This is a genomic window from Natrinema gelatinilyticum (genome assembly GCF_024266705.1).
Classification (GTDB): Archaea; Halobacteriota; Halobacteria; order Halobacteriales; family Natrialbaceae; genus Natrinema; species Natrinema gelatinilyticum.
This window is the reverse complement of record NZ_CP100757.1, coordinates 1,559,554-1,581,284: the sequence shown is the minus strand read 5'-3', so window position 1 is coordinate 1,581,284 and position 21,731 is coordinate 1,559,554. Positions and strand designations below refer to the sequence as shown.

Annotated in this window: 18 protein-coding genes and 1 pseudogene; 9 read left to right on the top strand and 10 right to left on the bottom strand. The window is 62.0% G+C overall.

The genetic code is table 11. The features are described 5' to 3' along the window. Nucleotides 1-129 precede the first annotated feature (129 nt). The 4 genes from NJU76_RS25505 to NJU76_RS25490 all read left to right on the top strand — a co-directional run bounded on the left by NJU76_RS25505 (nt 130) and on the right by NJU76_RS25490 (nt 4,049). Complete coding sequence (locus NJU76_RS25505) at nt 130-1,362, top strand: orc1/cdc6 family replication initiation protein (RefSeq protein ID WP_254533209.1); 1,233 nt, start codon at nt 130-132, stop codon at nt 1,360-1,362. Nucleotides 1,363-1,613: 251 nt separating this feature from the next. Next, nucleotides 1,614-1,754, top strand: coding sequence for a hypothetical protein (locus tag NJU76_RS25500; RefSeq protein ID WP_254533208.1), 141 nt, complete (start codon nt 1,614-1,616; stop codon nt 1,752-1,754). Between the two features lie 607 nt (nt 1,755-2,361). Then, a complete protein-coding gene (locus NJU76_RS25495) occupies nt 2,362-3,285 on the top strand; it encodes a CoA transferase subunit A (RefSeq protein ID WP_254533207.1) in 924 nt (307 codons plus the stop codon). Continuing rightward, on the top strand, nt 3,282-4,049 hold the full coding sequence (locus NJU76_RS25490; RefSeq protein WP_254533206.1) for a CoA-transferase subunit beta: 768 nt from the start codon (nt 3,282-3,284) through the stop codon (nt 4,047-4,049). Before NJU76_RS25495 ends, NJU76_RS25490 begins: the two co-directional genes overlap by 4 nt. 198 nt (nt 4,050-4,247) lie before the next feature. Here the strand turns inward: NJU76_RS25490 and NJU76_RS25485 are convergent, their stop codons facing one another. After that, complete coding sequence (locus tag NJU76_RS25485; protein WP_254533205.1) at nt 4,248-5,246, bottom strand: LLM class flavin-dependent oxidoreductase; 999 nt, start codon at nt 5,244-5,246, stop codon at nt 4,248-4,250. A gap of 221 nt (nt 5,247-5,467) precedes the next feature. Between NJU76_RS25485 and cofH the strand changes: the two genes are divergently transcribed. After that, nucleotides 5,468-6,823, top strand: coding sequence for a 7,8-didemethyl-8-hydroxy-5-deazariboflavin synthase subunit CofH (gene cofH / locus NJU76_RS25480; protein ID WP_254533204.1), 1,356 nt, complete (start codon nt 5,468-5,470; stop codon nt 6,821-6,823). Nucleotides 6,824-7,070: 247 nt separating this feature from the next. On the opposite strand, the gene NJU76_RS25475 is transcribed toward cofH, so the two are convergent. The 4 genes and pseudogenes from NJU76_RS25475 to NJU76_RS25460 all read right to left on the bottom strand — a co-directional run. After that, nucleotides 7,071-8,600, bottom strand: a complete 1,530-nt coding sequence (locus tag NJU76_RS25475; protein WP_254533203.1) for an aldehyde dehydrogenase family protein — start codon at nt 8,598-8,600, stop codon at nt 7,071-7,073. An 89-nt stretch (nt 8,601-8,689) separates the two neighbouring features. Further along, nucleotides 8,690-9,388: an enoyl-CoA hydratase/isomerase family protein gene (locus NJU76_RS25470; RefSeq protein WP_254533202.1), complete on the bottom strand. Its 699-nt coding sequence runs from the start codon at nt 9,386-9,388 to the stop codon at nt 8,690-8,692. A 433-nt stretch (nt 9,389-9,821) separates the two neighbouring features. After that, complete coding sequence (locus NJU76_RS25465) at nt 9,822-10,586, bottom strand: IclR family transcriptional regulator (RefSeq protein WP_254533201.1); 765 nt, start codon at nt 10,584-10,586, stop codon at nt 9,822-9,824. A gap of 367 nt (nt 10,587-10,953) precedes the next feature. Next, nucleotides 10,954-11,355: pseudogene (locus tag NJU76_RS25460) on the bottom strand (CoA transferase); the annotation flags it as partial. 94 nt (nt 11,356-11,449) lie between these two features. Here NJU76_RS25460 and NJU76_RS25455 point away from each other — a divergent pair. Next, a complete protein-coding gene (locus NJU76_RS25455; protein WP_254533199.1) occupies nt 11,450-13,087 on the top strand; it encodes a thiamine pyrophosphate-binding protein in 1,638 nt (545 codons plus the stop codon). Between the two features lie 84 nt (nt 13,088-13,171). Continuing rightward, complete coding sequence (locus tag NJU76_RS25450) at nt 13,172-13,402, top strand: hypothetical protein (RefSeq protein ID WP_254533198.1); 231 nt, start codon at nt 13,172-13,174, stop codon at nt 13,400-13,402. 28 nt (nt 13,403-13,430) lie between these two features. Here NJU76_RS25450 and NJU76_RS25445 read toward each other — a convergent pair whose 3' ends face one another. Further along, nucleotides 13,431-14,576, bottom strand: coding sequence for an NAD(P)/FAD-dependent oxidoreductase (locus NJU76_RS25445; RefSeq protein ID WP_254533197.1), 1,146 nt, complete (start codon nt 14,574-14,576; stop codon nt 13,431-13,433). Nucleotides 14,577-14,675: 99 nt separating this feature from the next. Here NJU76_RS25445 and NJU76_RS25440 point away from each other — a divergent pair, with 99 nt between their 5' ends. Continuing rightward, the gene (locus NJU76_RS25440) at nt 14,676-15,647 is read left to right on the top strand and encodes an ornithine cyclodeaminase family protein (protein ID WP_254533945.1); all 972 of its coding nucleotides are present in this window, start codon (nt 14,676-14,678) and stop codon (nt 15,645-15,647) included. Nucleotides 15,648-15,654: 7 nt separating this feature from the next. Here NJU76_RS25440 and NJU76_RS25435 read toward each other — a convergent pair whose 3' ends face one another. The 4 genes from NJU76_RS25435 to NJU76_RS25420 are packed head-to-tail and all read right to left on the bottom strand — an operon-like array spanning nt 15,655 to nt 19,767. Continuing rightward, nucleotides 15,655-16,455: an ABC transporter ATP-binding protein gene (locus NJU76_RS25435; protein WP_254533196.1), complete on the bottom strand. Its 801-nt coding sequence runs from the start codon at nt 16,453-16,455 to the stop codon at nt 15,655-15,657. Further along, nucleotides 16,452-17,510, bottom strand: a complete 1,059-nt coding sequence (locus NJU76_RS25430) for a branched-chain amino acid ABC transporter permease (RefSeq protein WP_254533195.1) — start codon at nt 17,508-17,510, stop codon at nt 16,452-16,454. The genes NJU76_RS25435 and NJU76_RS25430 overlap by 4 nt, the downstream gene beginning before the upstream one ends. A 2-nt stretch (nt 17,511-17,512) precedes the next feature. Then, nucleotides 17,513-18,385, bottom strand: coding sequence for a branched-chain amino acid ABC transporter permease (locus tag NJU76_RS25425; RefSeq protein WP_254533194.1), 873 nt, complete (start codon nt 18,383-18,385; stop codon nt 17,513-17,515). A gap of 56 nt (nt 18,386-18,441) precedes the next feature. Continuing rightward, a complete protein-coding gene (locus tag NJU76_RS25420) occupies nt 18,442-19,767 on the bottom strand; it encodes an ABC transporter substrate-binding protein (RefSeq protein ID WP_254533193.1) in 1,326 nt (441 codons plus the stop codon). 346 nt (nt 19,768-20,113) lie between these two features. Between NJU76_RS25420 and NJU76_RS25415 the strand changes: the two genes are divergently transcribed. Beyond that, complete coding sequence (locus NJU76_RS25415) at nt 20,114-21,598, top strand: aldehyde dehydrogenase family protein (RefSeq protein ID WP_254533192.1); 1,485 nt, start codon at nt 20,114-20,116, stop codon at nt 21,596-21,598. The last annotated feature ends 133 nt before the right edge of the window (nt 21,599-21,731 follow it).

The following is a 21,731-nucleotide window of genomic DNA, read 5'->3' as shown; positions in this document are numbered from 1 at the left end:
AATTATCAACGATCTTATACCGTCGTTATGTGGTATATCTCCACCAAATTTGGAAAAGAAACGACGGAAACATGGAGTCTCTATCTCCACTAGATTTATGCTCTCCCCGCTCACACCGTGTGATATTCAATGACGAACGATTCTTCACCAAGTTCGGTGAACGATCCACTCTTCGAATCGGGGCATCGTATCTTCGCGAACAAGGATCTTCTGAAAATCGGCCATGTTCCCGATGCTAACCGGATCGTCGGTCGTGATGAGGAAATTTCAAAACTAGCGAACCGCCTCAATGGCGCCGTCCACGGATACGCACCAGAGAACGTGATTATCTATGGGAAAACGGGGACTGGAAAATCACTCGTTTCAAAACACGTTTGTCAACGTGCTCAAAATGCAGCTCAGGATGGTGTCGATATCGGGACAGCCTATATCGATTGTGCAGAAGATAAGACAGAGACACAGGTTATCTCCTCGCTTGCATCGAAATTAAATGATAAACATATCACTGGAATAGCTGTTCCGCACACTGGTCTCAGCACGTCGAAATACTATAAACTCCTCTGGAAGGCGCTCGATGTACAATTCGATTCTGTAATCATCATCTTGGACGAGATTGACTTGATGAACGACGATAGTGTTCTGATGAAACTCTCACGCGCTGAGGAGGCGGGTAAAATCGAATGCAGTATTGGCGTCATCGCGATTAGTAACAAGATCCAGTACGTCGATAACGTGAACGAGCGAGTGAAAAGCAGCTTCCAGCACAAGGAGTTATTCTTCAAACCGTATGACGCAAACCAACTTCGGGAAATCATGTTCAATCGTGAAGACGCCTTCCAGGACGGTGTTCTTACCGAGGACGTGATCCCACTCTCAGCGGCCTTTGCAGCTCAGGAACACGGCGATGCACGGAAGGCAATCGACATTCTTCGCCACGCCGGGGAAGTCGCCTATGAGGCCGATGCAGGTCAAGTAAAGGAAGAACACGTGCGTCAAGCTCAGCAACACGCGGAAAAGGATCGGTTCAGAGAACTTGTAAACGGCGCGCCCACGCAGGCAAAGGCTGCGTTGCTTGCGTTAACTGAGCTGAGTATCATCTCCAACGATGATGCCTTCCTAACAGGTCGTGTGTACGACCAGTATGAACGGATCTGCAATCACTTGGATATGGACATCCTCTCCGTTCGACGGTTTCGTGACATTTTAAAAGAACAAGCATTCCTCGGTGTCGTCGAGATTGAAAAGATCAATAAGGGGAGTGCTGGTGGGATTCATCTGGAGAACCGGCTCATCGAAGACCCCCTGGTTGTTCGCGAAACGATACTCGAGGACGGTCGGATGCAGGACTGGATTCGCGAGTAAGTGCTCTCTGCTAGGAAGTGGGAGCAAACGGCGGAAATCTGGGGAGGGGGTGAAGAAACGACGGAAACGAGGGGTGGTCGAAAAACACGACGGAAATCTGGAGGGGGGGGGGGTGAGGAAACGACGGAAACGAGGGGTGTTCGGTCAGTCTGCTACGACAATTCGTTGGTGGACCCAAATGAGCTCAAACCGGTATCTCGCAATCTCCTCGAGCGTCCTAACCACGTCCTCAAGACAGTGAGGATTTAGGTGTGACAGGACGTTCCGAACGCGGCCGTGACGGTCAGGACGAGTTGACCGATCACGAACGCGAGGCGATCGACTTCTCTTGGACGTCAGTCCCCTGCGCCAAGAGCGTGAAGGGGATTGTGACTGAGCAGGGCGACGACTAGCTCGCGGTAACGGTGTATTCCCACTTCAGACAAAGTGACAATTTGAGTTCGTGGCCACTGGCTATACTGTCTAGTTAGGCTAGATTGTGAAGCAAGCAGGTTGGAGAGATCGTGCTGCCGGACGGAGTGCGACGGCAGAGCGTCATCGGCATGGACGAGAGTCAGAAAGACCTCACTTCCTTCTACGGATCTAGTAGCTTCGACGGTTTCGGTGGTCGTCGAGTAGCATCATCCCTCAATCTCGAATAGGTGTCGAGAGGAACGATGGCGACGAGTCCATTCACGACAGGACGCGACTGCAAGCTCTCGAGACCACCATCGTCCGGTGTTCGTATGCAGCTTCGCAGCTGTCGAACGCCGAACGCTCGTTGGCTTTGGAGTGACAACACTGTCGCCGACGGGCCGATGTTTTCAGGCAATTCACAGCATCTGCGGTCGGACAGAGTTGACGGTCTGGACGACCCAAGGCCTCGCGCCGAGTAACCGATATTGGCAATCGGCTCCCGAATAGCTTTTGATGGTAGCGGTACGTGGAATAGGCGAAGCAATGCTACCTACGTCAATTACGGACGTCCGTCGACGTTCCGCCGATCGGGAGACCCGATTGGTGGACAAGACGGGTCGTCTGGAGAAGGCGACCGACCACATCGATGACGGAGACGTGATATACGTCGGTGGAACATTCTACTCGCGAACACCGATGGCGCTTCTATGGGAACTGGTCCGATCCGACGTCACAGAAACGACTGTGCTCCGTAATCTCGCCAGCTACGAGTGGAGTTACCTCCTTGAATCGGACACGGCCGACACGATGGTGACGTCTTGGCTCGGATCGGCCGTGCCACCGATCCTCCCCGACGTTATGCGGACGGCGATAGAGGAGGGTGATCTGGGGGTTCAGGAGTGGAGCCACTACGGATATGGGCTCCGCCTGATGGCCGGTGCCATGGGGATTCCGTACCTGCCGACGCGGACAATGCTCGGCTCGGATCTCGTCGAGGTCTCTGACACGATCGTCCAGGAGTGTCCGTTCACTGGGTCCGACCTCGCGCTCATCCCGGCAGTCGTCCCTGACGTCGCGCTCATTCACGCACAGCGGGCAGACCCGTACGGCAACGTCCAGATTTCGGGGATGCCCCAGATCGACTACTACGGGGCACTGGCAGCGGACACGACAATCGTCACGTGCGAGGAAATTGTGAGCGAAGACACGATCAGGTCGGAGAGTTCGGACATCCCGTACTTCTGCGTCGACGAAGTGATCTCGGTTCCTTTTGGCTCCTTCCCACACGAGTGTCCGGGATACTACGAACAGTCGCTCGAACACTTCGAGGCGTACAGCGGCGACCTCGCCGAAGACGGGCTCGACGGCATTGACGACTACCTGCAGCGGTACTTCTATAACCCAGACACCTTCGAAGAGTATCTCGATGAGTTCGACACCCGTGAGATACTCTCGTGTATCATTAGTATGCAAAATGTCCCGAAAGATCAGGAAGCGACGGAACACCTCCGCGAGGCATGGCAATGAGCGATGATAACTCCACCGATTACTCAGACGAGGACCAGATGGTCGTCACCGCTTCGCACCTCATCGAGGACTACGGAACGACGTTCGTTGGGATCGGGCTCCCCATGCGAGCAGCCCTGCTGGCCCAGCGGCTGTACAATCCGGAGTTAGTCATGGTCTTCGAGGGCGGTTCGATCGGCCCGGAGATCTCGACGGATTATTTCCCCTCGTCGACGAACTCCATGCGCGTATCGCGGCAGGCGTTGATGCTTCCCCCGATTACGGACACGTTCGCCTTCCTGCAGAAAGGATACATTGACGGCGCCATGGTCGGCTGTGCTCAGATCGACAAACACGGCAACATCAACACGTCGGCGATCGGTGAGTTCGATAACCCGAAGGTCCGCCTGACTGGCGGTGGCGGCGCCGGCGATCTCACGGCGCTCGCCGAGGAATTGACTGTTGTGACGAAACACGAGAAGCAGCGGTTCGTCGAGGAAGTCGACTTCATCACCTCGCCCGGCTACCTTTCCGGCGGCTCCGCGCGTGAGGAGTCCGGGCTCCCATCCGTCGAGACCATCCGCGTCGTTACGGATCTCGGGCTGCTCGGGTTCGACCCAGAGACGAAGGAAATGCGGATCGAAGGGGTCCACAGCCATTCGTCGGTCGTTGAAATCCAAGAGAACACCGGCTTCGACATCGGTGTGGCCGATGACGTCGAATCGATCGACCCGCCGAGTACCGAAGAGCGTACGTTCCTCGATGGGATAGAGAGCGCCCGGTGACGCAACGGACGTAGACGCGGTTTTTTCTTCACCCCGACTTTGGCGACAGACTGTCCATCAACTCGCGTGCCGTCCAGCTCGAGAAGCGGCTCCCGGTCGAGTGAAGGAAGACAGTGTCGTCCGCTCAGCGGGCGACAGGCCATTCGGCACGTATCGATCGGCCTCTGACGAGAAGTAACCGCGGGCCCGTGGTCTAAATCAGAACTTTTCGGGTGCCAGCTCCTGGACGTTGCGCATCTTCACTTCCTGCGGCCCGTAGTTGTAGATGACCGGGCAGTCGATGCCTGAGTCTATGTACTCGAGGTAGCGGTCGCGGACGTGTTCGGGGGAGCCGACGGCGGCCACGACGTCGAGGAACTCCTGGTCGACGATCTCGGCCATCGCTTCGGAGTCGTTCTCCCGCACGGCGGTCCGGAGCGCGTCGATGTCGTAGTCCACGCCGGCCTTCTCGACGAGGGGCTTGATGTGGTCCGAGCAGCAGTGCCAGGCTGTGAACTCCCGGATGTCGCGTTTCTGCTCCTCGACGCTCATCTCGGAGTCCTCGTCGACAACGGCCGTCGGGATGTTCAGCGCGTAAGTAAACTTCTCGCGGTCGCGGCCGAACTCCTCTAGGTTCTCCTCGCCGGTTTCAACGACTTCCGCCGTGAACGGGGCGGTCGCATTGAACGGCAGCCAGAGGCCGTCGAACTTCGCGGTGGCCATCTCCTGCATGACCGGCCCGGCCCCGCAGGCGTACAGCGGGATGTCGTCGGAGAACTCTGCGCGGAGCTTCCAGTTGTTCAGCGTGTAGATCTCTCCCTCGTAGGTACACTCGCCCGTCTCGATGAGAGCGCGGAGGATGTCGTTGGCCTCGCTGAGGCGCTTGATGGGCCGGTCCATGTCGATGCCGAGCTTCCGAATCACCTCGGGGGCGCTCGTTCCCATGGCCAGGCCCTCGACGCGACCGTCGGCGTAGTCGTCGATCGAGGATAGCACCGTCGCGATGATGGCCGGGTGGCGCGTGTACGGGCTCGGAAGCCCGACGACGATGTCGATGTCGATGTCCCACACACCGAGCGCGGTCGCCGTGGTGAACCCGTCCTTGACGTCGATAAGTTCCTGCGTCCAGTACGAGTCGTAGCCGAGTTCCGCAGCGAGTTCGGCTTGTTCACGAATGTCAGACCCAGGACCAACTGTGTCTGAGACTGCGATTTGCATACGATGTACCCTATCTAGTTTTATCCTCATAGCAGTACCGGTTTGTGAGGGGTCGGGTTGGCCGTGATGCCACGCCGGCGGAGTCGTCCAGGTGTGCGACATCGGGCACCCTCATTCCTGGCATCGTGCGAACCTCCGAATACGGCCGTTAGCGGGTAGTTTCGCGTGCCGTCGGTCGTGGAGACACAACATTTAGGTTAGAATCAGCCGTCAGCAGAGCTATGTCAAATCCTGTGGCAGATCGCGCAGATATTTCTCAGCAGAACTTCGAGCGCGTTCCCGAGACCGATCAGGTCTTCGAGAACGCGCTCGAGAAGGCCAGGGCAGCCGAGCGGCTGACGGTCGCGGACGGGATCGAGCTGCTCACGACCGGGACCGACCGCGAGGGGATCAACCACGAGCGCAAAGAGCTGGTCCTCGAAGCGGCCGACCAGCGTCGAGCCGAGGTGGTCGGCGACGAGGTCACGTTCGTCGCCAACCTCAACAACAACGTCACGACCGCCTGCAACACCGGCTGTTTGTTCTGTAACTTCAAGGACCGCTCGGAGCAGTTCCGAACCTCCCACGAGGCGAGCCACCCCGGCTTCACGAAACGGCCCGAGGAGTCCCGGGAGATCGTCGCCGCCGCCGTCGAACGTGGCATCTACGAGGTCACCTCGGTGTCTGGCCTGCACCCGGCGTTCGCGCTGGACGACGACCACCGCGAGATCCTTGAGGCCAGCGACCGCGGCGACCTCAATTACCGTCCGCCCGAGGAGTACGACGTCGACCCCGGCACCTACTGCGAGCAGATCGCGGCGATGAGCGTCGACGGCGTCCACGTCCACTCGATGACCCCCGAGGAGGCCTACCACGCTCGCCGCGGGACCGACTGGTCCTACGAGGAGGTATTCTCCCGGCTCAAGGACGCCGGCCTCGACAGCGTCCCCGGCACAGCGGCGGAGATCCTCGTCGACGAGGTCCGGGACGTGATCTGTCCCGGAAAGATTGGCACGGAGGAGTGGCTGGAGGCGATGGAGGCCGCGGCGAACGTCGGCCTCGACACCACCGCGACGATCATGTACGGCCACGTGGAGAACGAGGCCCACCGCATGCTCCACTTAGACCGCGTCCGCGACCTCCAGGACCGGACGGACAACATCACGGAGTTCGTTCCCCTCACCTTCGTCCACCAGAACACACCGCTGGCTGAGTACGGCTTGGTCGACTCCGGCGCCTCGACCGACGAGGACGAGCTGATGATCGCCGTCTCCCGACTCTATCTCGACAACGTCGAGCACGTCCAGTCCTCGTGGGTGAAGCATGGCAACGCCCAGGGGCTGAAGATGCTCAACTGCGGCGCCGACGACTTCATGGGGACGATCCTTAGCGAGGAGATCACCAAGCGCGCCGGCGGCGACTACGGCGAGTACCGCTCCTTCCAGGAGTACGTCGACATGATCGCTGCCATCGGCCGCGTCCCGGTCGAGCGCTCGACCGACTACCGGCAGCGTCGCCGGATCGACCCCGACGACCACCCCCACGGCCCCGAACTCGGCCCGAAGGCCGACGGGACGCCGCTGATCGAGTCGGCGTAACTGCGCGCTCTCACGACCTTCTCCTCGTCTCTCTGCTTACCGGCCTCGTCCTCGCCGAACAGACAGCGTCGACTAGTCGAGGAGCCGCCGATAGCGCCGGCCTCGATGTCGGCCTCCGGAATCGACACGTCGATGCCGTACGCGTCGGCGCTTGGTATCGTTCCCATTACAGCCATCTTTCACCCCTTGCCACAGACGCTATCCTGCTCGGTGTCGGCGTTCGAAACGAAAGCGCTGCCGGCCAGCTTCAGAGCGATGGCTCGTCGAGGGCGACGTGGACGGCCTTCTCCTGGGTGAAGTGGCGGAGGGCATCCCGGCTGCACTCCCGGCCGATGCCGGACTGTTTGTAGCCACCGAAGGGGCCGCCGGGGATGGGCGTCGCGTAGTTGCCGTTGATCCAGACGCTGCCAGCCTCGATATCGGCGGCCGCCCGGTGGGCGAGCGTGGTGTTCTCGGTCGCGACGCCGGCGGCCAGGCCGAACTCCACGTCGTTGGCGAGTTCGATGGCCTCGTCGTAGGTTTCAAAGGTCGTGATCACCTCGACTGGGCCAAAGATTTCCTCCTGGGCAACGCGCATGTCGTTATCGACATCAGTCAGCACCGTCGGCCGGACGTACCAGCCGTCCGTGAGGTCGCCGTCCTCGACAGCACCGCCGGTCACGCAGGTCGCACCCTCCTCCCGGCCGATCTCGACGTAGTCGGTCACCTTCTCGAACTGGTCGGCCGATATGAGCGGGCCGACGGTCGTCCCCTCTACGAGGGTGTCCCCGGGAGTGAGCCCCTCAGCGCGCGCGACCAGTCCCTCGGTGAACTCCTCGGCGATGTCCTCGTGGACGAGCACGCGCGAGCAGGCGTCGCAGGACTGTCCGGCGTTGTAGAAGATACCGTGGGCGACGTCGCGGACGGCCTTCTTGACATCGGCGCTGGGGAACACGACGTACGGCGACTTCCCGCCGAGCTCCAGCGTCACGGCAGTGACGGTCTCCGCGGCGGCCTTCATCACCGTCTTGCCGGTGACGTCCTCGCCGGTGAACGAGACCTTCCCGACGGCCGCGTGCTCAGTCAGCGGCGCACCGGCCTCCTCGCCGAACCCGGTGACGACGTTAAGGGTCCCGTCGGGGAGAATGTCCTTCGACAGCTCGGCGGCATACAGCATAGAGAGCGGCGTCTGTTCGGCGGGTTTGATGACGGCGGCGTTGCCTGCCGCTAGCGCCGGGCCGAGCTTCCAGAAGGAGATAGTCAGCGGAAAGTTCCACGGTGTGATGAGTCCGACCACGCCGTGGGGCTCGTGGCGGGTGTAGACGTGCATGTCGTCGTCCGTCGGTACCGTGATGCCCTCGTCGGCCTGGACGACCTTCGCGTAGTACTCCAGGAAGTCTAGAGCGTACTTCGTCTCGACAAGGGCGTGTTTTAGCGGTTTGCCGCCGTCGAGGCTCTCGACCAGCGCGAGATCGCCGACGTTCTCGCGCAGGGTCGCAACCCACGAGAGCATCGCGTTGGAGCGCTCCTGGGGCGAGCACGCGCCCCACCCGCCGTCGAATGCTTCTTGGGCGGCCTTAACGGCTGCGTCCACGTCCGTGGCGGTACACTGGGGGACCGAACAGATCTCTTCACCGACGACGGGGTCCAGGGTCGCGAACTCCTCGCCGCTGTCGGCCGACCTGGATTCGCTGCCGATCCAGGCACCGAACTCGCCGAGGGCGAGTACGTCCTCGCGGGCCGCAGCATGCGTCTCCTCGATGCTCCCGGTGTAGTAGCCGATGGAATCCGATGTCATCCGATATCTACACGTTCTTTCGGGAGGGGCGACATAAACGTTGCTCAGATGCACCCCCGACCGCGTCACCCCGTCTCGACCTCGCCCCGCTACCAGCTCATGTCCTCGACGTCGTGGCAGTACTCGTTGATCAGCTCTTCCCGTTTGAGAACTTCCTCGACGGGGAAGGCCTGGTCCATGGCGCGCTTGTTGAGCCGCAGTGCCGTTGCCGACTTGTTCTCGACGATATCCGTGGCGACATCGAGTACCTTCGCCTCGAGGTCGTCGGCGTCGTCGTAGACGCCAGCCAGCAGGCCGTACTGTTCGGCTTCCGCGGCGGGGAGTTCGCGGCTCGTGTAGACGAGCTCCCGTGCCGTCCCGGCGCCGACGTACAGCGGAAGCAGCAGCGTCGAGGCGTTGGTTACCGTCACGCCGATCTCGGACTCGGTCAGCTTGAACGTCGTGTCAGCATGGGCGTAGCACAGGTCGAACGAGAGCGTCCACTCGAACCCGCCGCCGATGACCCAGCCGTGGAGCTTCCCGATGACGATGCCCTCGAACTCCCGGACGGCGCGGGTGATCTCCTGGAACAGATCGCCCGCGCCCTCCTCCTCATCGAGGTCCGCGCCGGCGGTGAACGCGTCGCCCGCTCCCTCGAGGATCAGCACCCGGTACTCGCCGTCGGCGGCGCGGATTTCTTCGGCGATCCGCGAGAGCAATGCTCTGCTGAGCGCGTTAAGCGAGTCCGGACGGTTCAGCGTCAGCCGTCGGATATCGTCCGTCACGTCGTCGGTTTCGAGTATTGACATTCGTCCGGTGGTTACTTCGAAACCGCATAAACCTCATGTTTGCCTGGCCTGCCGTCCCGGGACAGGCGGTCCCCTCAGCGACCGACGATGCTGACAGCGACTGGTGTCCCGATCTGGGAAAGGGCGCGAAGACCCGCCGAACCTCTGTTCCGTATCACGGATTAGTTTTCCTCCCTGTTTCACTGGTATCGACTACCCATTCAGCCGCTTCAGCCCACGAACGGCTCCGCGACACTTTGTCGCCTAATTCGCCCAACCAGAAAGCCCAAACGCGAGAAAATGGGTCAGAAATAGGTTGATACACCCGTTTCACGAGGGTACTGGCTGTGAGGACCAGAAGCGACGGGTGTCCGTAGGCATTACAGAACTAGTACTGTAATACCAAACCGCTCGATTTCGTTCCGTGACGCGGAATGGGGTGTGGGTCCCGGTCTCACGCATATGTGATGTCGAGTTGGAACTCTGTGATAGTGCCCAGCAGCAGTTCGGGGATTTCGGATTCGAACCAGTCGCCTTTCATCCGATGGCTGGGGCCGGCGATGCTGAAGGCGCCCTGGGGCTCACCGTTCGGGCCGTACACGCGCGCTGCCACGGCGTTGAGGCCCTTGAGGTGCTCCTCGTGGTCGAAAGCGTAGCCTTGCTCGCGGACCACGTCGAGCTCGGCTCGGAGTTCGTCGGCTTCGGTGATCGTGTTGTTCGTGTACGCCGGGAGGCCCTGCGTTTCGATGATCTCGTCGACCCGCTCACTCGGGTACTCGGCGAGGATTGCCTTTCCGGCGGCCAACGAGTTGAGGTGAAAGCGCTTGCCGACCCCGCCGTCGGTCCCGACGGCGTTTTCCCCGATGCCGCGGTAGACGAACACGCCCTGGCCGTACTCTTCGGTGACATACGCGGAGAGTTCGCCCGTCTTGTCGGCCAGATCCTCGATTCTTGGCCGGATTTGCTTTGCTATCTCGTTGGTCCGGCGCACATAGCCGCCGTACTCGAGGAACTTGAGGCTCAACCGAAACTCCTGGCCGTCACGGACGACGTACTCGGCGTCCAGAAGCGTCGTGAGATGTCGGTAGATGGTGCTCTTGGAGACGTCCATCCGGTCGGCGAGTTCGGTGATTCCCGCGCCGTCGAGTTGTTTGAGAGTGTCGACGAGCTCGAACAATGTCTCGTTGGACTTGATTCCCTCGCGCTCATCCAGATCCATGTTCCGCTTTACCACCTACCAACTCTTAACTGTTCCGCGATGGGGAAGAGTTAAACCGTAGACAAATTCCTCAAAGTTTATCCGAAACTCCGCCAGTAGACAATATTCGGGACCGAAAAATGTGAAATTTGGATCGAACTGGAGTGAACGTTGAAGCGTGGCGTTCCGAGTCACGGATTCAGCAGCACTAGCCTGTTACCGGGATATGAGGGCACATTCATCGCATCCACTGTCGGACAATTCCCGCTTTGATCCCCGCAAAACATGGCTCGGACGTTCCCCGTCAATCCGAAGATATGGGGTATATCTACCGTAATAGGGCCTGAACGCGCATTGTGTGTTATTCTTTCCCATATTGTGTTCCGCATCATGGAATAAATATCAACTTCTTGAGCACAGGCGCACGACTTCTCTGTGGCGAGAAGCGGACAGAAGAAAGGGAAAGGGTCGTACGTCGGATGACGTCGTTCTCGTGAAAGCATGCGATAGTCTCCTCGTCGAACCCGAACTCCGAGAGGAGCTCTTTGGCCTCCATGGTGGAGTCCTCGGACTCAGCGTCAAGGATGGCGTCGAGTTCCTCGCTGTTGGTCACGCGGTCGTCGTTGGTCTCGAACCGCGGGGCCTCGATGAGATCCTCGCGGCCGATGGCATGGCAGAAGCGCGGCCACAGGTTCGGCGACGGGACGGCGACAACACTGTAGCCGTCGGTCGTCGGGAACGCCTGGTAGAGCGTGATGGTCGGGTGTTTGTTCCCCATCCTGTCCCTCGAGCGAGGGCGCCCAGACCATTCTGGCCACGCTACTTCGCCACAGGCGAACCGCCCGACAGGTAGGACTAAGTACGACCCTCAAATATCCTTGGCCATGCGAATTAGCGCGGCGGTCATCGACCGACTGGTAGCCAACGGGATAGACACGGTGTTCGGCATCCCCGGCAAGCAGACGCTCCCGCTGAACCAGTCCATCGACGAGAGCGAGGAGATAGAGTTCGTCGTCGCCAGACACGAGACGGCGGTCACCCACCAGGCCTGGGGGTACGCCGAGACCAGCGGCGACGTGGCCGCGACGTTCGTCGTCCCTGGTCCGGGCGACATGAACGCGATGAACGGCCTGAAGAATGCCCTCAACGACTGTACGCCGCTGGTCCACTTCGCGGTGGAGACCGAGCCCGAGATCCGTGGTGGCGATGGCATCCACGAGACGCCACCGGGCACCTACGACAACGTGGTCAAGGAAAACATCCTGGTCGAGCGCCCCTCGGCGACCGCGTCGGAGGTCGACCGCGCAATCGCCATCGCCCAGACCCCGCCGAAGGGGCCGGTCCGCATCGGCATCCCAAAGAACTTCCTGAAGATGGATGTCTCGCTCTCGCAGGCGCGCGACTTCGACACGGACTGCCTGGAGTCGGTCGCCGACGGGGACGTCGACGCCGCCGCGGAACTGCTGGCCGACGCGGATGCGCCGCTGATCCTCGCCGGCGGCGGCGTCCGGTCGGCTGAGGCGAGCGACGAACTCTGCTCGCTCGCGGAGGCGCTGGGCGCGCCGGTCGTCACGTCCTACAAGGGCAAGGGGGTCATCCCGGAGGATCACCCGCTCGCGGCCGGGACGCTGTCCGGAAGTGCGACCCAGGAATTGCTCGCCGCCATCGGCAAGGCGGACGCGGCACTGGGCGTTGGAACCGACTTCGACGCTGTCGCTACGCGGTCGTGGTCCGTCAACGTCCCTGACCGGCTGGTCCACGTCACGCTTCACCCCGACGACCTCGGCACCGGCTACGACCCGGCGGTGGCCGTCATCGGTGACGCGGCCGAGGCGATGCAGAAGATTGAAGACCGGCTGGCTGATGAACATGAGCCGGCCGACGGGGAGGTGACCGCCGACCGCCTGCTTTCGGCCCGGGACGGGCGCATCGAGCCGCTACTGGGCGACGAGCAGCTGCTGACCTCGGTCCAGGTCCTCCGGACGGCTCGCGAGACCATCCCACGTGAGGCGACCGTCGCTGTTGACGCCGGCGGATTCCGGGTCTGGGGTCTCAACACCTTCGAGGCCTACGGCCCCCGTAAGTACGTCAATCCTGGCTCGTGGGCGACCATGGGCACCGGCCTCCCCTCCGGCATCGGCGCGCAACTTGCCAACCCCGACGAGGACGTCGTCGTCCTGACGGGTGACGGCGGGCTGATGATGTGTGTCCACGAACTTCACACGGCAGTCGCCGCGGATCTGCCGATCACTATCCTCGTCATCAATAACAACGACTACGCCATCATCACTGAGGAGGCCGAGCGGACGTACGATCTCGACACAGGCGTCTACGGCTGGGAGGAGTCGCCCATCAGCTTCACCGCGCTGGCCGAGAGCATGGGTATGACCACCCGCCGCGCCGAGACGGACGCGGAACTCGCGAATGAACTCGCGGTGGCGGTGGCGGCGGACGAACCCGTCTTGGTTGAGGTCCCGACGGACCCACATGAGCCCCAGGCCAGCGAGTGGATGTCGGAGTAACGGCGCCCTCACCCAGCCTTCAGCCGCTCCTGACGGCTCTGGAACCAAACGCTTAATAGTGGATGACTCGAGTGAACGAATACCATGGCTGTCAGTAGCGATGAATCCCCTATCCGAATCTATCAACCCGACACGGTTCCAGAGGACGCCCGCGTCGCTCACTTCGACGAACTCTCGGACCCTGCCAAAGAGCGGCTCTTCATGCTCGTCTCTGCCGGCGCCGACCGGGGCCGGCTCGAACTGACGACGGCGACGGAACTCGTGCAGTACGACCTCGTGAAGTTCACTGACTACTACTGCGTCGATTTCGCTTGAGACGGTCGTCGGGAGAACAGCTAGACGATTACACGACGTTGTGTTCTACGAGTCCGGTGTCGTCCTCGAACCGGCTGCTCGATAGCGACGAGATATCAACGAGCGACGGCTCCCCGTCGAGGATGAGTTCGGCGACCAGCTGGCCGGTTGCAGGGGAGTGCTGAAAGCCGTGGCCGGAGAAGCCCGCCGCGGTGACGAGTCCAGGCACGGTCTCCTCAATGATGGGGTGGTGGTCGGGCGTGACGGCGTAGAGGCCCGCCCAGCCGCGGCGGATGCGCGAATCGCCGCCGAAGTACGCGGTGTACTCTGCGGCCTGCTCGACGGCCGTCGCCGCCCACTCGATGTCTAACGAGTCCGAGTAGCGGTCGATATCGATGTCCGGGTCGTCGCTGAAGTGACCGCCGACCAGGGCCACGCCGTCGCGCTCCGGCCGGAAGTATGATCCCGTGTCGAGGTTGATGGTCAGCGGCACATCCTGGGGGAGAATGCGCTGGGGGTCGACGACGGCCAGCTGTCGCCGCCGAGGGTGGATGGGCAGGTCGACGCCCGCCATGTCGGCGACAGTCCGCGACCACGCACCGGCGGCGTTGACCACGAAGTCCGCGTTGATGCGTTCTTCGTCTGTCTCGACGCCGGTGATCGCGTCGCCGTCGGTATGGACGTCCGTGACAGCCGTCTTCGTCCTGATGTCGACGCCTTCCTCGCGGGCCTTCGCCGCGTAGCCCTGCACGGCGAGGTTGGGGTCGGCGAACCCATCCTGGCCGTTGTACGTCGCGGCGACGAGATCGTCGATCTCGAGCCCTGGACTGTGTTCCTTTGCCTCCTCCGGCGTGATGAACTGACTCTCCGCGCCGAGTTCGTTCTGCATCTTGACGTCTTCGCGGTACCGTTCGGCGGTCTCCTCGTCGCCCGTGACGAGGAGGTACCCGTTTCGCTTGTGGGCGATGTCGACGTCGAAGCGCTCGTGGAACGAATCCCAGACCTCGAGGGAGCGCAGCGACAGTTCCACGTTGACGGCCGTCGAGAACTGCGTCCGGATGCCGCCGGCCGACCGAGCAGTGCTTCCCATGCCAAGCGACCCTTTCTCGCAGAGCGTGACGTCGGCACCGCCACGAGCGAGGTAGTACGCGGATGAGAGACCGACAATACCGCCTCCAACTACCGTTACTTGCATGCTTACGACTGTTTCCCCGGCATTGAAATAAGTGTACCGCCGTCGCCGTCGCGCGTCATGAGAGGAACACATAACTAACGAGGTTGCGAACCCATGGTCATGGTACTACTGCTGTCCGATTCCGCCGTCAAACGAGTTATTGACATAGAGACGCTCGCCTCCGTCGTCGAGGACGCGCTGATCAAGCAGGCCGCCGGCGCGGTCCAGCGGCCCGACCGACCGCACTACCCGATCGGCCACGACCTCGAGTCGCCGGAGCCACTCGGGATGGCCGTAGTCATGCCCGCCTACGTTCACGGCGAGGAGTACTTCGCGACGAAGCTGGTCAGCCTCCACGAGGACAACGAGGACCGCGGGCTCCCCACGCTGCACGCCCAGATCGTCCTCACGAACGCGCGCACCGGCCTCCCGCTGTCGTTCATGGACGGCACGCGCATCACCAACGCGCGGACGGGCTGTCTCGGCCTGCTGGCGGCCCGCGAACTCGCGAGCGACCCCGTGACGCTGGCAGTCATCGGCGCCGGGGCCCAGGCACGCTGGCAGACTCGCAGCATCGCTGCCGTGCGGGAGCTCGAGGAGGTCCGCGTCTTCTCGCCGAGCGACTCCCGGTTCGCGTGCGCCGATGACCTCAGTGAGGAGGGCATCCCGGCGGCAGCCGTCGACTCCGCCGCCGAGGCGGTCGAGGGCGCGAACGTGGTCGTGACGGCAACCACGGCGACCGAGCCGGTGTTCCCCGCCGACGCGCTCGCGCCGGGCGCGCTCGTCGTCGCGGTCGGGGCGTTTAACGCCGAGATGCAGGAGCTCGAACCCGCCGTCTTCGACCGGGCGGCGTGCGTGTTCGCGGACGTTCCGGAGGAAGTCGCGACGATCGGCGACCTGGTGGCGACAGACCTCACGGCCGAAGACCTGCTCCCTATGAGGGCATTCCTCGACGGGTCGGCGGGCCGGGAGGCCGACGACGAGATCGTGGTCGTCGAGAGCGTAGGCTCGGCGGTATTCGACGCCGCCGCAAGCAGCTACGTGTACGAGGCCGCGCGCGAAGAAGGAGTCGGTTCAGAACTGTCTCTGTAGGGCCGGATCAGGCGTTGCTCGCCTCTTTCTCGGTATCTTCGTCCAGGTTCATCGGCTTGCCCATATAGACGTTGATGACCTGTTCGTCGCTGACGACCTCGTATGGGTCGCCGTCGGCCAGGACCGCGCCCTCGTGTAGGACGATGAGGCGGTCGACGAGCTGGACCAGCTCGCGCAGGCCGTGCTCGATGATGACGAAGGTCATCCCCTCGTCGTTGAGATTCTTGATGTACTTCGAGATCTCCTCGACAGTCGCCTCGTTGACGCCAGCGAACGGCTCGTCGAGCAGGAACAGCTTCGGGTCGAGCATCAGACCCCGACAGATCTCGAGGATCTTCCGGTCACCGCCGGAGATCTTGCCCGCGGTGGTGTCCTTCAGGTGGCCGAGGTCGAAGCGGTTGAGCAGGTCGTCGGCCCGCTCGGTGATCTGTTCTTCGACCTCGTACATTTCGTCGGTCTGGCGGAACGCGGTCAAGGCGTTCTCGCCGGGGTGGTCCATCGCGGCGATCTGGACGTTCTCGCGGACGGTCATCGTCTGGAGCGTCCGCGACAGTTGGAACGTCCGGACCATGCCCTCCCTTGCGAGTTCGGCCGAGTCCATGTTCGTTACGTCCTGACCGTTGAACCGGACCGTGCCGTCATCGGATTCGAGCAGGCCGGTCACGCAATTGAAGTACGTGGTCTTGCCGGCCCCGTTCGGGCCGATGAGCCCGACGAGTTCGCCTTCGTCTATCGATACGTTGACGCCGTTGAGGGCCTGGAGGCCTCCAAAGGACTTCTCCACGCCGTTGGTTTCGAACAGAGTCATGCTTCCACGTTCAGTTTTTCGGGGTCACCGAAGATACCCTGTGGGCGGTACACGATGATGAGGATCATCAGGAGGCCGACTGCCATCAGTCGCAGGGACGCGAACGTCTGGGAGTCGACCGGGACCGACTGGTTCGCGAAGCGGGTGAACAGCTGGAACGACGAGATGATCAGCAGGCCGACCAGTGCGCCCTTGTTGCTGCCCGCGCCGCCGATGAGCATGCCGACCCAGACCAGCACCGTCACGTCGATGGTGATGAACCCGGGGGAGACACCGCCGTTGATCAGGCCGAGGAACGCGCCGGCCACCCCCATCAGGACTGATCCGATGAGAAACGTCTTGACCTTGTAGGAGAAGATGTCCTTCCCCAGGAACTCGACGGCCGTCTCGTCGTCGCGGATGCCCCGCAGTATCCGCCCGAACGGCGACTCGCCGAGCCGCTGCATGACCGCGTAACTGACGATCAACAGCCCCGAGAGAGCGCTGAACGCCGCGAACCCGGCCGTGAACGCGTCGGGTGCGATTTCGTGGAAGATCCGGGGGATGCCAGGGATGCCCTGGCTGCCGCCCAGGGTGGCCGACAGCCCCATGGTCATCTGGTGGAAGATCTCCGCGCCAGCGAGTGTGACGACCGCCAGATAGTCACCGCGGAGCTGGATGGTGCTGAGACTGAGGATGAACGCCACGACGAGGGTCACCACGATCGCCGCAGCCACGCCGACGTACCAGGGCAGTCCCATGCCGATGTCGGTGAACGTACTCTCGGCGCTGACGAGCGCGACGGTGTACGCGCCGAGCGCGAAGAACAGCACCGGCCCAAAGTTCACGATGCCGGCGTAGCCGTACTGCAGGTTCAGACCCAGCAGTAGGATCCCGTACAGCACGAAGTTCACGATGAGGACGTTGAACACCAGCAGGATCCAGCCGGGGTAGGTCACCGGGATTCCCGAAAGCAGGAACACGACCGACAACACCGTGATCAGTATGCCGAGGCGCAAGTAGTTGAGAGGCGATTCGTCCCACGTCTGAGAGATCTTGGTCACGAATTCATTCATTGTTAGGCCTCCTCCACGTCCGCGATGCCGGTCGGACGGACCAGGAGCACGACGATGAGGATGACGAACGCGAACATCGTCCCGAGGTTCGAGAACTCACCTGGCAGGTATGCGGTCGCCATCGTGACTGTCAGCCCGATGATGTACGCGCCGACGATGGCCCCGTAGGCGCTCCCGGCACCGCCGAGGATAGCGGCCGACAGGACTAGCAGGATCTGGTGGAACCCGGTCAGCGGCGTCGCTGCAGTCGTGGTCGCGAGCATGAAGCCCGAAAGCCCCGCCAGTGCCGAGGAGAGCAGCCAGACGTTCCGGCGGATCTTGTCGGTGTAGATGCCGGAGATCGTCGAGAGCTTCTCGTTGTCGCTGGTGGCGCGCATCGCGATGCCGACATCGGTCCGAGTCAGCAGCAGGTGGATGCCGATGAACGACACCAGGGCGATGGCGATGATCGTCAGGTGTTGGGTCGTGATGAAGAAGTCAAGCGACTCGACTCGGTAGGTCTTCGGCGACATGTCGAAGTACCGCGGTCGACCGCCCAAGAGGATCCGATAGCCGTTCCGGAGAACGAACCCGAGACCGATCGAGATGAGCAACAACGGGATCGGACCGGCGTCGTGGTTGGGCACGAAGACGATCCTGGAGATGATCCAGCCGAGGATTCCCGACAGCACCATAACTACCACGATCGCGGCCGGTAGCGGTAAGGCCAGGTCCGACATGGCGAAGAACCCGACGTAGGCTCCGATCGTCATGTACTCACCGTAGGCGAAGTTGATCATGTTGACGATACCGTAGATGATAGTAAACCCGATCGCTGCGATAGCGATGAATGAGCCCAACTCGAGCCCGAATATCAGGTTTTGGATTAATGCCATTGTGTCACGTATTGCCCCTCTCAACGGGAATTAAAAACGTTTGTGCTCCACCGGGACTACGAGCTGACTTCGTAGTCGTCGCTCTCCAAGACTTCCTTGATGTCTGCCGCAGCGACGGGGTCTTGCTGCTCCCAGCCGTCGGCGGTTGCCGAGAAGATGGCGGTGTCGGCGGTGACGTCGCCCTTCGGGGTGAAATTGACGTTCGACATAGCGCCGCTGAAGCTGATGTCCTCGTCGTTGTCGAGGGCATCCTTGCCGTCGGCGAAGGTGGTGACCTCCGTTCCGCCGGGGCTGGTGACCGCGCGGACGTTCTGTTCGAGGGCGGCCGCGTCGTATTCACCGGCGCTGTGGATCGCCAGCGCGATGACGTTCAGGGCGTCGTAGGCCGCGATGGCCCACGGATGGTTGTCGTCGCCCATGTTCTCGGTGTCGTACATCTCGTCGAAGTCGCTGGTCAGCTGGTCGAGGTACGGCCCAGACGCGCCGCCGAGGGCGGAGTAGTTCTCCGAGGGCAGTTGGTCGCCGACCTCGCTGACCAAGTCGTTGTGCTTCAGACCGTCGGACATGAGTATGGCGCTGTCGTAGCCGCCCTGGTTGAAGTCCCGGATAGCCGTGATGGCGTCTTCGAGGGCGAACGACATCACCATCGCGTCGAAGTCCTCGTTGAAGAGGCGGTTGATCCCGGCCTGGTAGCTGGACGCGCCCGCCTCGACTTCGACCTCGTTGACGACCTCGACGCCGTCGATGGCGCCAACGGCGTCCTTGAAGCCGGTCATCCAGGACCGCTCGCCCTCGGTAGCGGTGTTGAGGAGACCGACGCGCTCGTAGCCGCGCTGCTGGGCGTTCAGCGCCTGCCCGGCTGTGTGGACGGAGTCACTGATGATAGTCCGCCAGACCCACTCGTCGTCGCTGGTATCGTCGGGCGTGTCGTTGTCGCCGCCGCGGGTGTCGAGGAACCGCGAGCCCGGCCAGTACGTGATGATCGGCACTTCCTTGGACTGCAGGAAGTCCCAGTTCGGCGGGATCTCGTTCGAGAACATCCCGCAGATGACCTCACAGCCGTCGACCGTCGTCAACTGGTCGGTGACGTTGCGCGCCTGCTGGGGGTTGACCGCGGTGTCGCGCAAAAGCAACTCGACCTCGCGACCGAGGGGACCGCCAGCCTCGTTGATCTGCTCCATCGCCAGTTCCAGAACCCGCGTACAGCCCTCCTGGAGGTAGTCGTACTGACCGGTCTGTGCCGCTGGAGCACCGATGGAGATTGCACCGTCGCCACCGCCACTGGTTCCTATACAGCCGGCGAGCGAACCTGCCCCCACTACACCGGTGATTTTCAGGTAGCTCCGCCGATCCCACCCCGAGTTCGACTCGTGTCGTGTCATAACCTTCCCTATTGCATGGGAAGAACACCCACATTAACCTTTTGGATAATTGTTGCAATCCGTGCATAAATATTTTATTTTTATACATACTGCGCCCGTGACGCGACCGAGTACACGTTGAGACGGTGAGTTAGTTCGGTCGCGGGGCGGGTACGGACTCCTCGTATCTGGGGTTGCGATCCGACGTTGCGGGCCCGGTTCGGACTACCGCTGGCGAGCGAGTAGGATGGGGAGGAAGCCACGCTACTGTACTGACCGGAACCGGCGGCCTGCAGGACTTACGACGCGAATCGTTCGAATAGCCGACCGTAAGGTCTTTCATTTCTCCTGCAGACGGTTCTCACGTATGTTGACAGACCCTAGCGTACCTAGCCACGAGGCCAACTACATCGGTGGCGAGTGGACCGCGCCGGACGACGCCGGATTCATCGAGAGCCGGAACCCGTCCGTCCCCGACGAGGTGGTCTCGGAGTTCCCGAGTTCCCCTCGAGAGGTTGCCCGAGAGGCCATCGACGTTGCGGTGGCGGCCCAGGACGAGTGGGCGGACATGTCCCCGCACGCCCGCGGGGGCTACCTGCGCGACGCGGCCGCGTTCGTCGAGGACAAGCGCGAGGACGTCGCCGAGCTGATCGCCCGGGAGATGGGCAAGCCCGTCTCGATCGCGGATGGCGAGGTCCAGCGCGCCGTCGACCTGCTGAACTACTACGCAGAGATCGCCCGCGACTACGGCGGCGACGCGCCGCCGAGCGGGTCCGAGAACACTCATGCCTACACTGAGCGCGAACCGCTGGGCACGGTAGGGCTCATCACGCCGTGGAACTATCCCATCGCTATCCCCATCTGGAAGCTGGCGCCGGCGCTGGTTGCGGGGAACACGATCATCCTCAAGCCCGCCTCGTCCTCACCGGCGGTCGCCGCCGTCGTTGCGCAGGCGTTCGACCACGCAGGGTTGCCCGACGGCGTCCTCAACTTCGTCACCGGGCCGGGCAGCCAGATTGGCGACGAGATCACGAAGAACGACGATATTGACATCGTCTCCTTCACCGGCAGCACCGAGGCCGGCATGTACGTCTACGAGGATACGGCTGCCGAGGGCAAGCGCGTCCAGTGCGAGATGGGCGGGAAGAACCCGCTCATCGTCGATGACACGGCGGGCATCGAGACGGCGGTCGAGCTCACTACTGCCGGCGCGTTCGCGGCGACCGGCCAGTCCTGTACGGCGACGAGCCGCGTCTACGTCTTTGAGGAGGTCTACGACGAGTACCTGGCAGCCCTGACCGAAGCGACCGAGGAGATGGTCGTCGGGGATCCACTCGACCCGGCTACGGAGGTCGGCCCGAAGGCCGACGAGGACGGTTTCGAAAAGGTGTGTGACTACATCAAACTGGGCCGGGAGGAGGGCGCGACGCTCCACTACGGCGGCCGGGTCGTAGACCCCGATGGCGTCGAGGACGGCTACTTCGTCGAGCCCACCATCTTCACCGACGTCGACCACGACATGCGCCTCATGAACGAGGAGATCTTCGGCCCGATCGTCGGCGTCATGCAGGTCAGCGACTACGAGGAGGCCGTCGAGCTAGCGAACGACACCCAGTACGGCCTCTCTGCGAGCATTTGCACTAATCGGCTCGACTACGCCAAGGAGTTCGTCGGCGACATCGAGGCCGGCGTCGTGAAGGTGAATCAGACGACGACCGGCATCGAGTTCCAGCTGCCGTTTGGCGGCATGAAGATGTCCAGCACGGAGACCTACAAGGAGCAGGGTCGCCAGGCCATCGACTTCTTCACCCATGAGAAGGCAGTCTACGTGACCCACGTTATGGACGACTGATGGTAAGGGCTGGTCAGGTAGATGGGACGGTCTCGACCCTGCGACACTCGTGCGCGAGAGTAAAACAAATCCTACCGCTTCTACGCAGATTGGCAAAAAACATCGGGAATCCTTATGTGAGACGACGACACAA

Coding starts and splice junctions, on each gene's coding strand:
- NJU76_RS25475 (WP_254533203.1), bottom strand. CDS start 8,600: ATGACATCGGATTCCATCGGCTACTACACCGGGAGCATCGAGGAGACG.
- NJU76_RS25415 (WP_254533192.1), top strand. CDS start 20,114: ATGTTGACAGACCCTAGCGTACCTAGCCACGAGGCCAACTACATCGGT.
- NJU76_RS25455 (WP_254533199.1), top strand. CDS start 11,450: ATGCGAATTAGCGCGGCGGTCATCGACCGACTGGTAGCCAACGGGATA.
- NJU76_RS25485 (WP_254533205.1), bottom strand. CDS start 5,246: ATGCAAATCGCAGTCTCAGACACAGTTGGTCCTGGGTCTGACATTCGT.
- NJU76_RS25465 (WP_254533201.1), bottom strand. CDS start 10,586: ATGGATCTGGATGAGCGCGAGGGAATCAAGTCCAACGAGACATTGTTC.
- NJU76_RS25490 (WP_254533206.1), top strand. CDS start 3,282: ATGAGCGATGATAACTCCACCGATTACTCAGACGAGGACCAGATGGTC.
- NJU76_RS25505 (WP_254533209.1), top strand. CDS start 130: ATGACGAACGATTCTTCACCAAGTTCGGTGAACGATCCACTCTTCGAA.
- NJU76_RS25450 (WP_254533198.1), top strand. CDS start 13,172: ATGGCTGTCAGTAGCGATGAATCCCCTATCCGAATCTATCAACCCGAC.
- NJU76_RS25470 (WP_254533202.1), bottom strand. CDS start 9,388: ATGTCAATACTCGAAACCGACGACGTGACGGACGATATCCGACGGCTG.
- NJU76_RS25425 (WP_254533194.1), bottom strand. CDS start 18,385: ATGGCATTAATCCAAAACCTGATATTCGGGCTCGAGTTGGGCTCATTC.
- NJU76_RS25440 (WP_254533945.1), top strand. CDS start 14,676: ATGGTACTACTGCTGTCCGATTCCGCCGTCAAACGAGTTATTGACATA.
- NJU76_RS25445 (WP_254533197.1), bottom strand. CDS start 14,576: ATGCAAGTAACGGTAGTTGGAGGCGGTATTGTCGGTCTCTCATCCGCG.
- NJU76_RS25420 (WP_254533193.1), bottom strand. CDS start 19,767: ATGACACGACACGAGTCGAACTCGGGGTGGGATCGGCGGAGCTACCTG.
- NJU76_RS25435 (WP_254533196.1), bottom strand. CDS start 16,455: ATGACTCTGTTCGAAACCAACGGCGTGGAGAAGTCCTTTGGAGGCCTC.
- cofH (WP_254533204.1), top strand. CDS start 5,468: ATGTCAAATCCTGTGGCAGATCGCGCAGATATTTCTCAGCAGAACTTC.
- NJU76_RS25430 (WP_254533195.1), bottom strand. CDS start 17,510: ATGAATGAATTCGTGACCAAGATCTCTCAGACGTGGGACGAATCGCCT.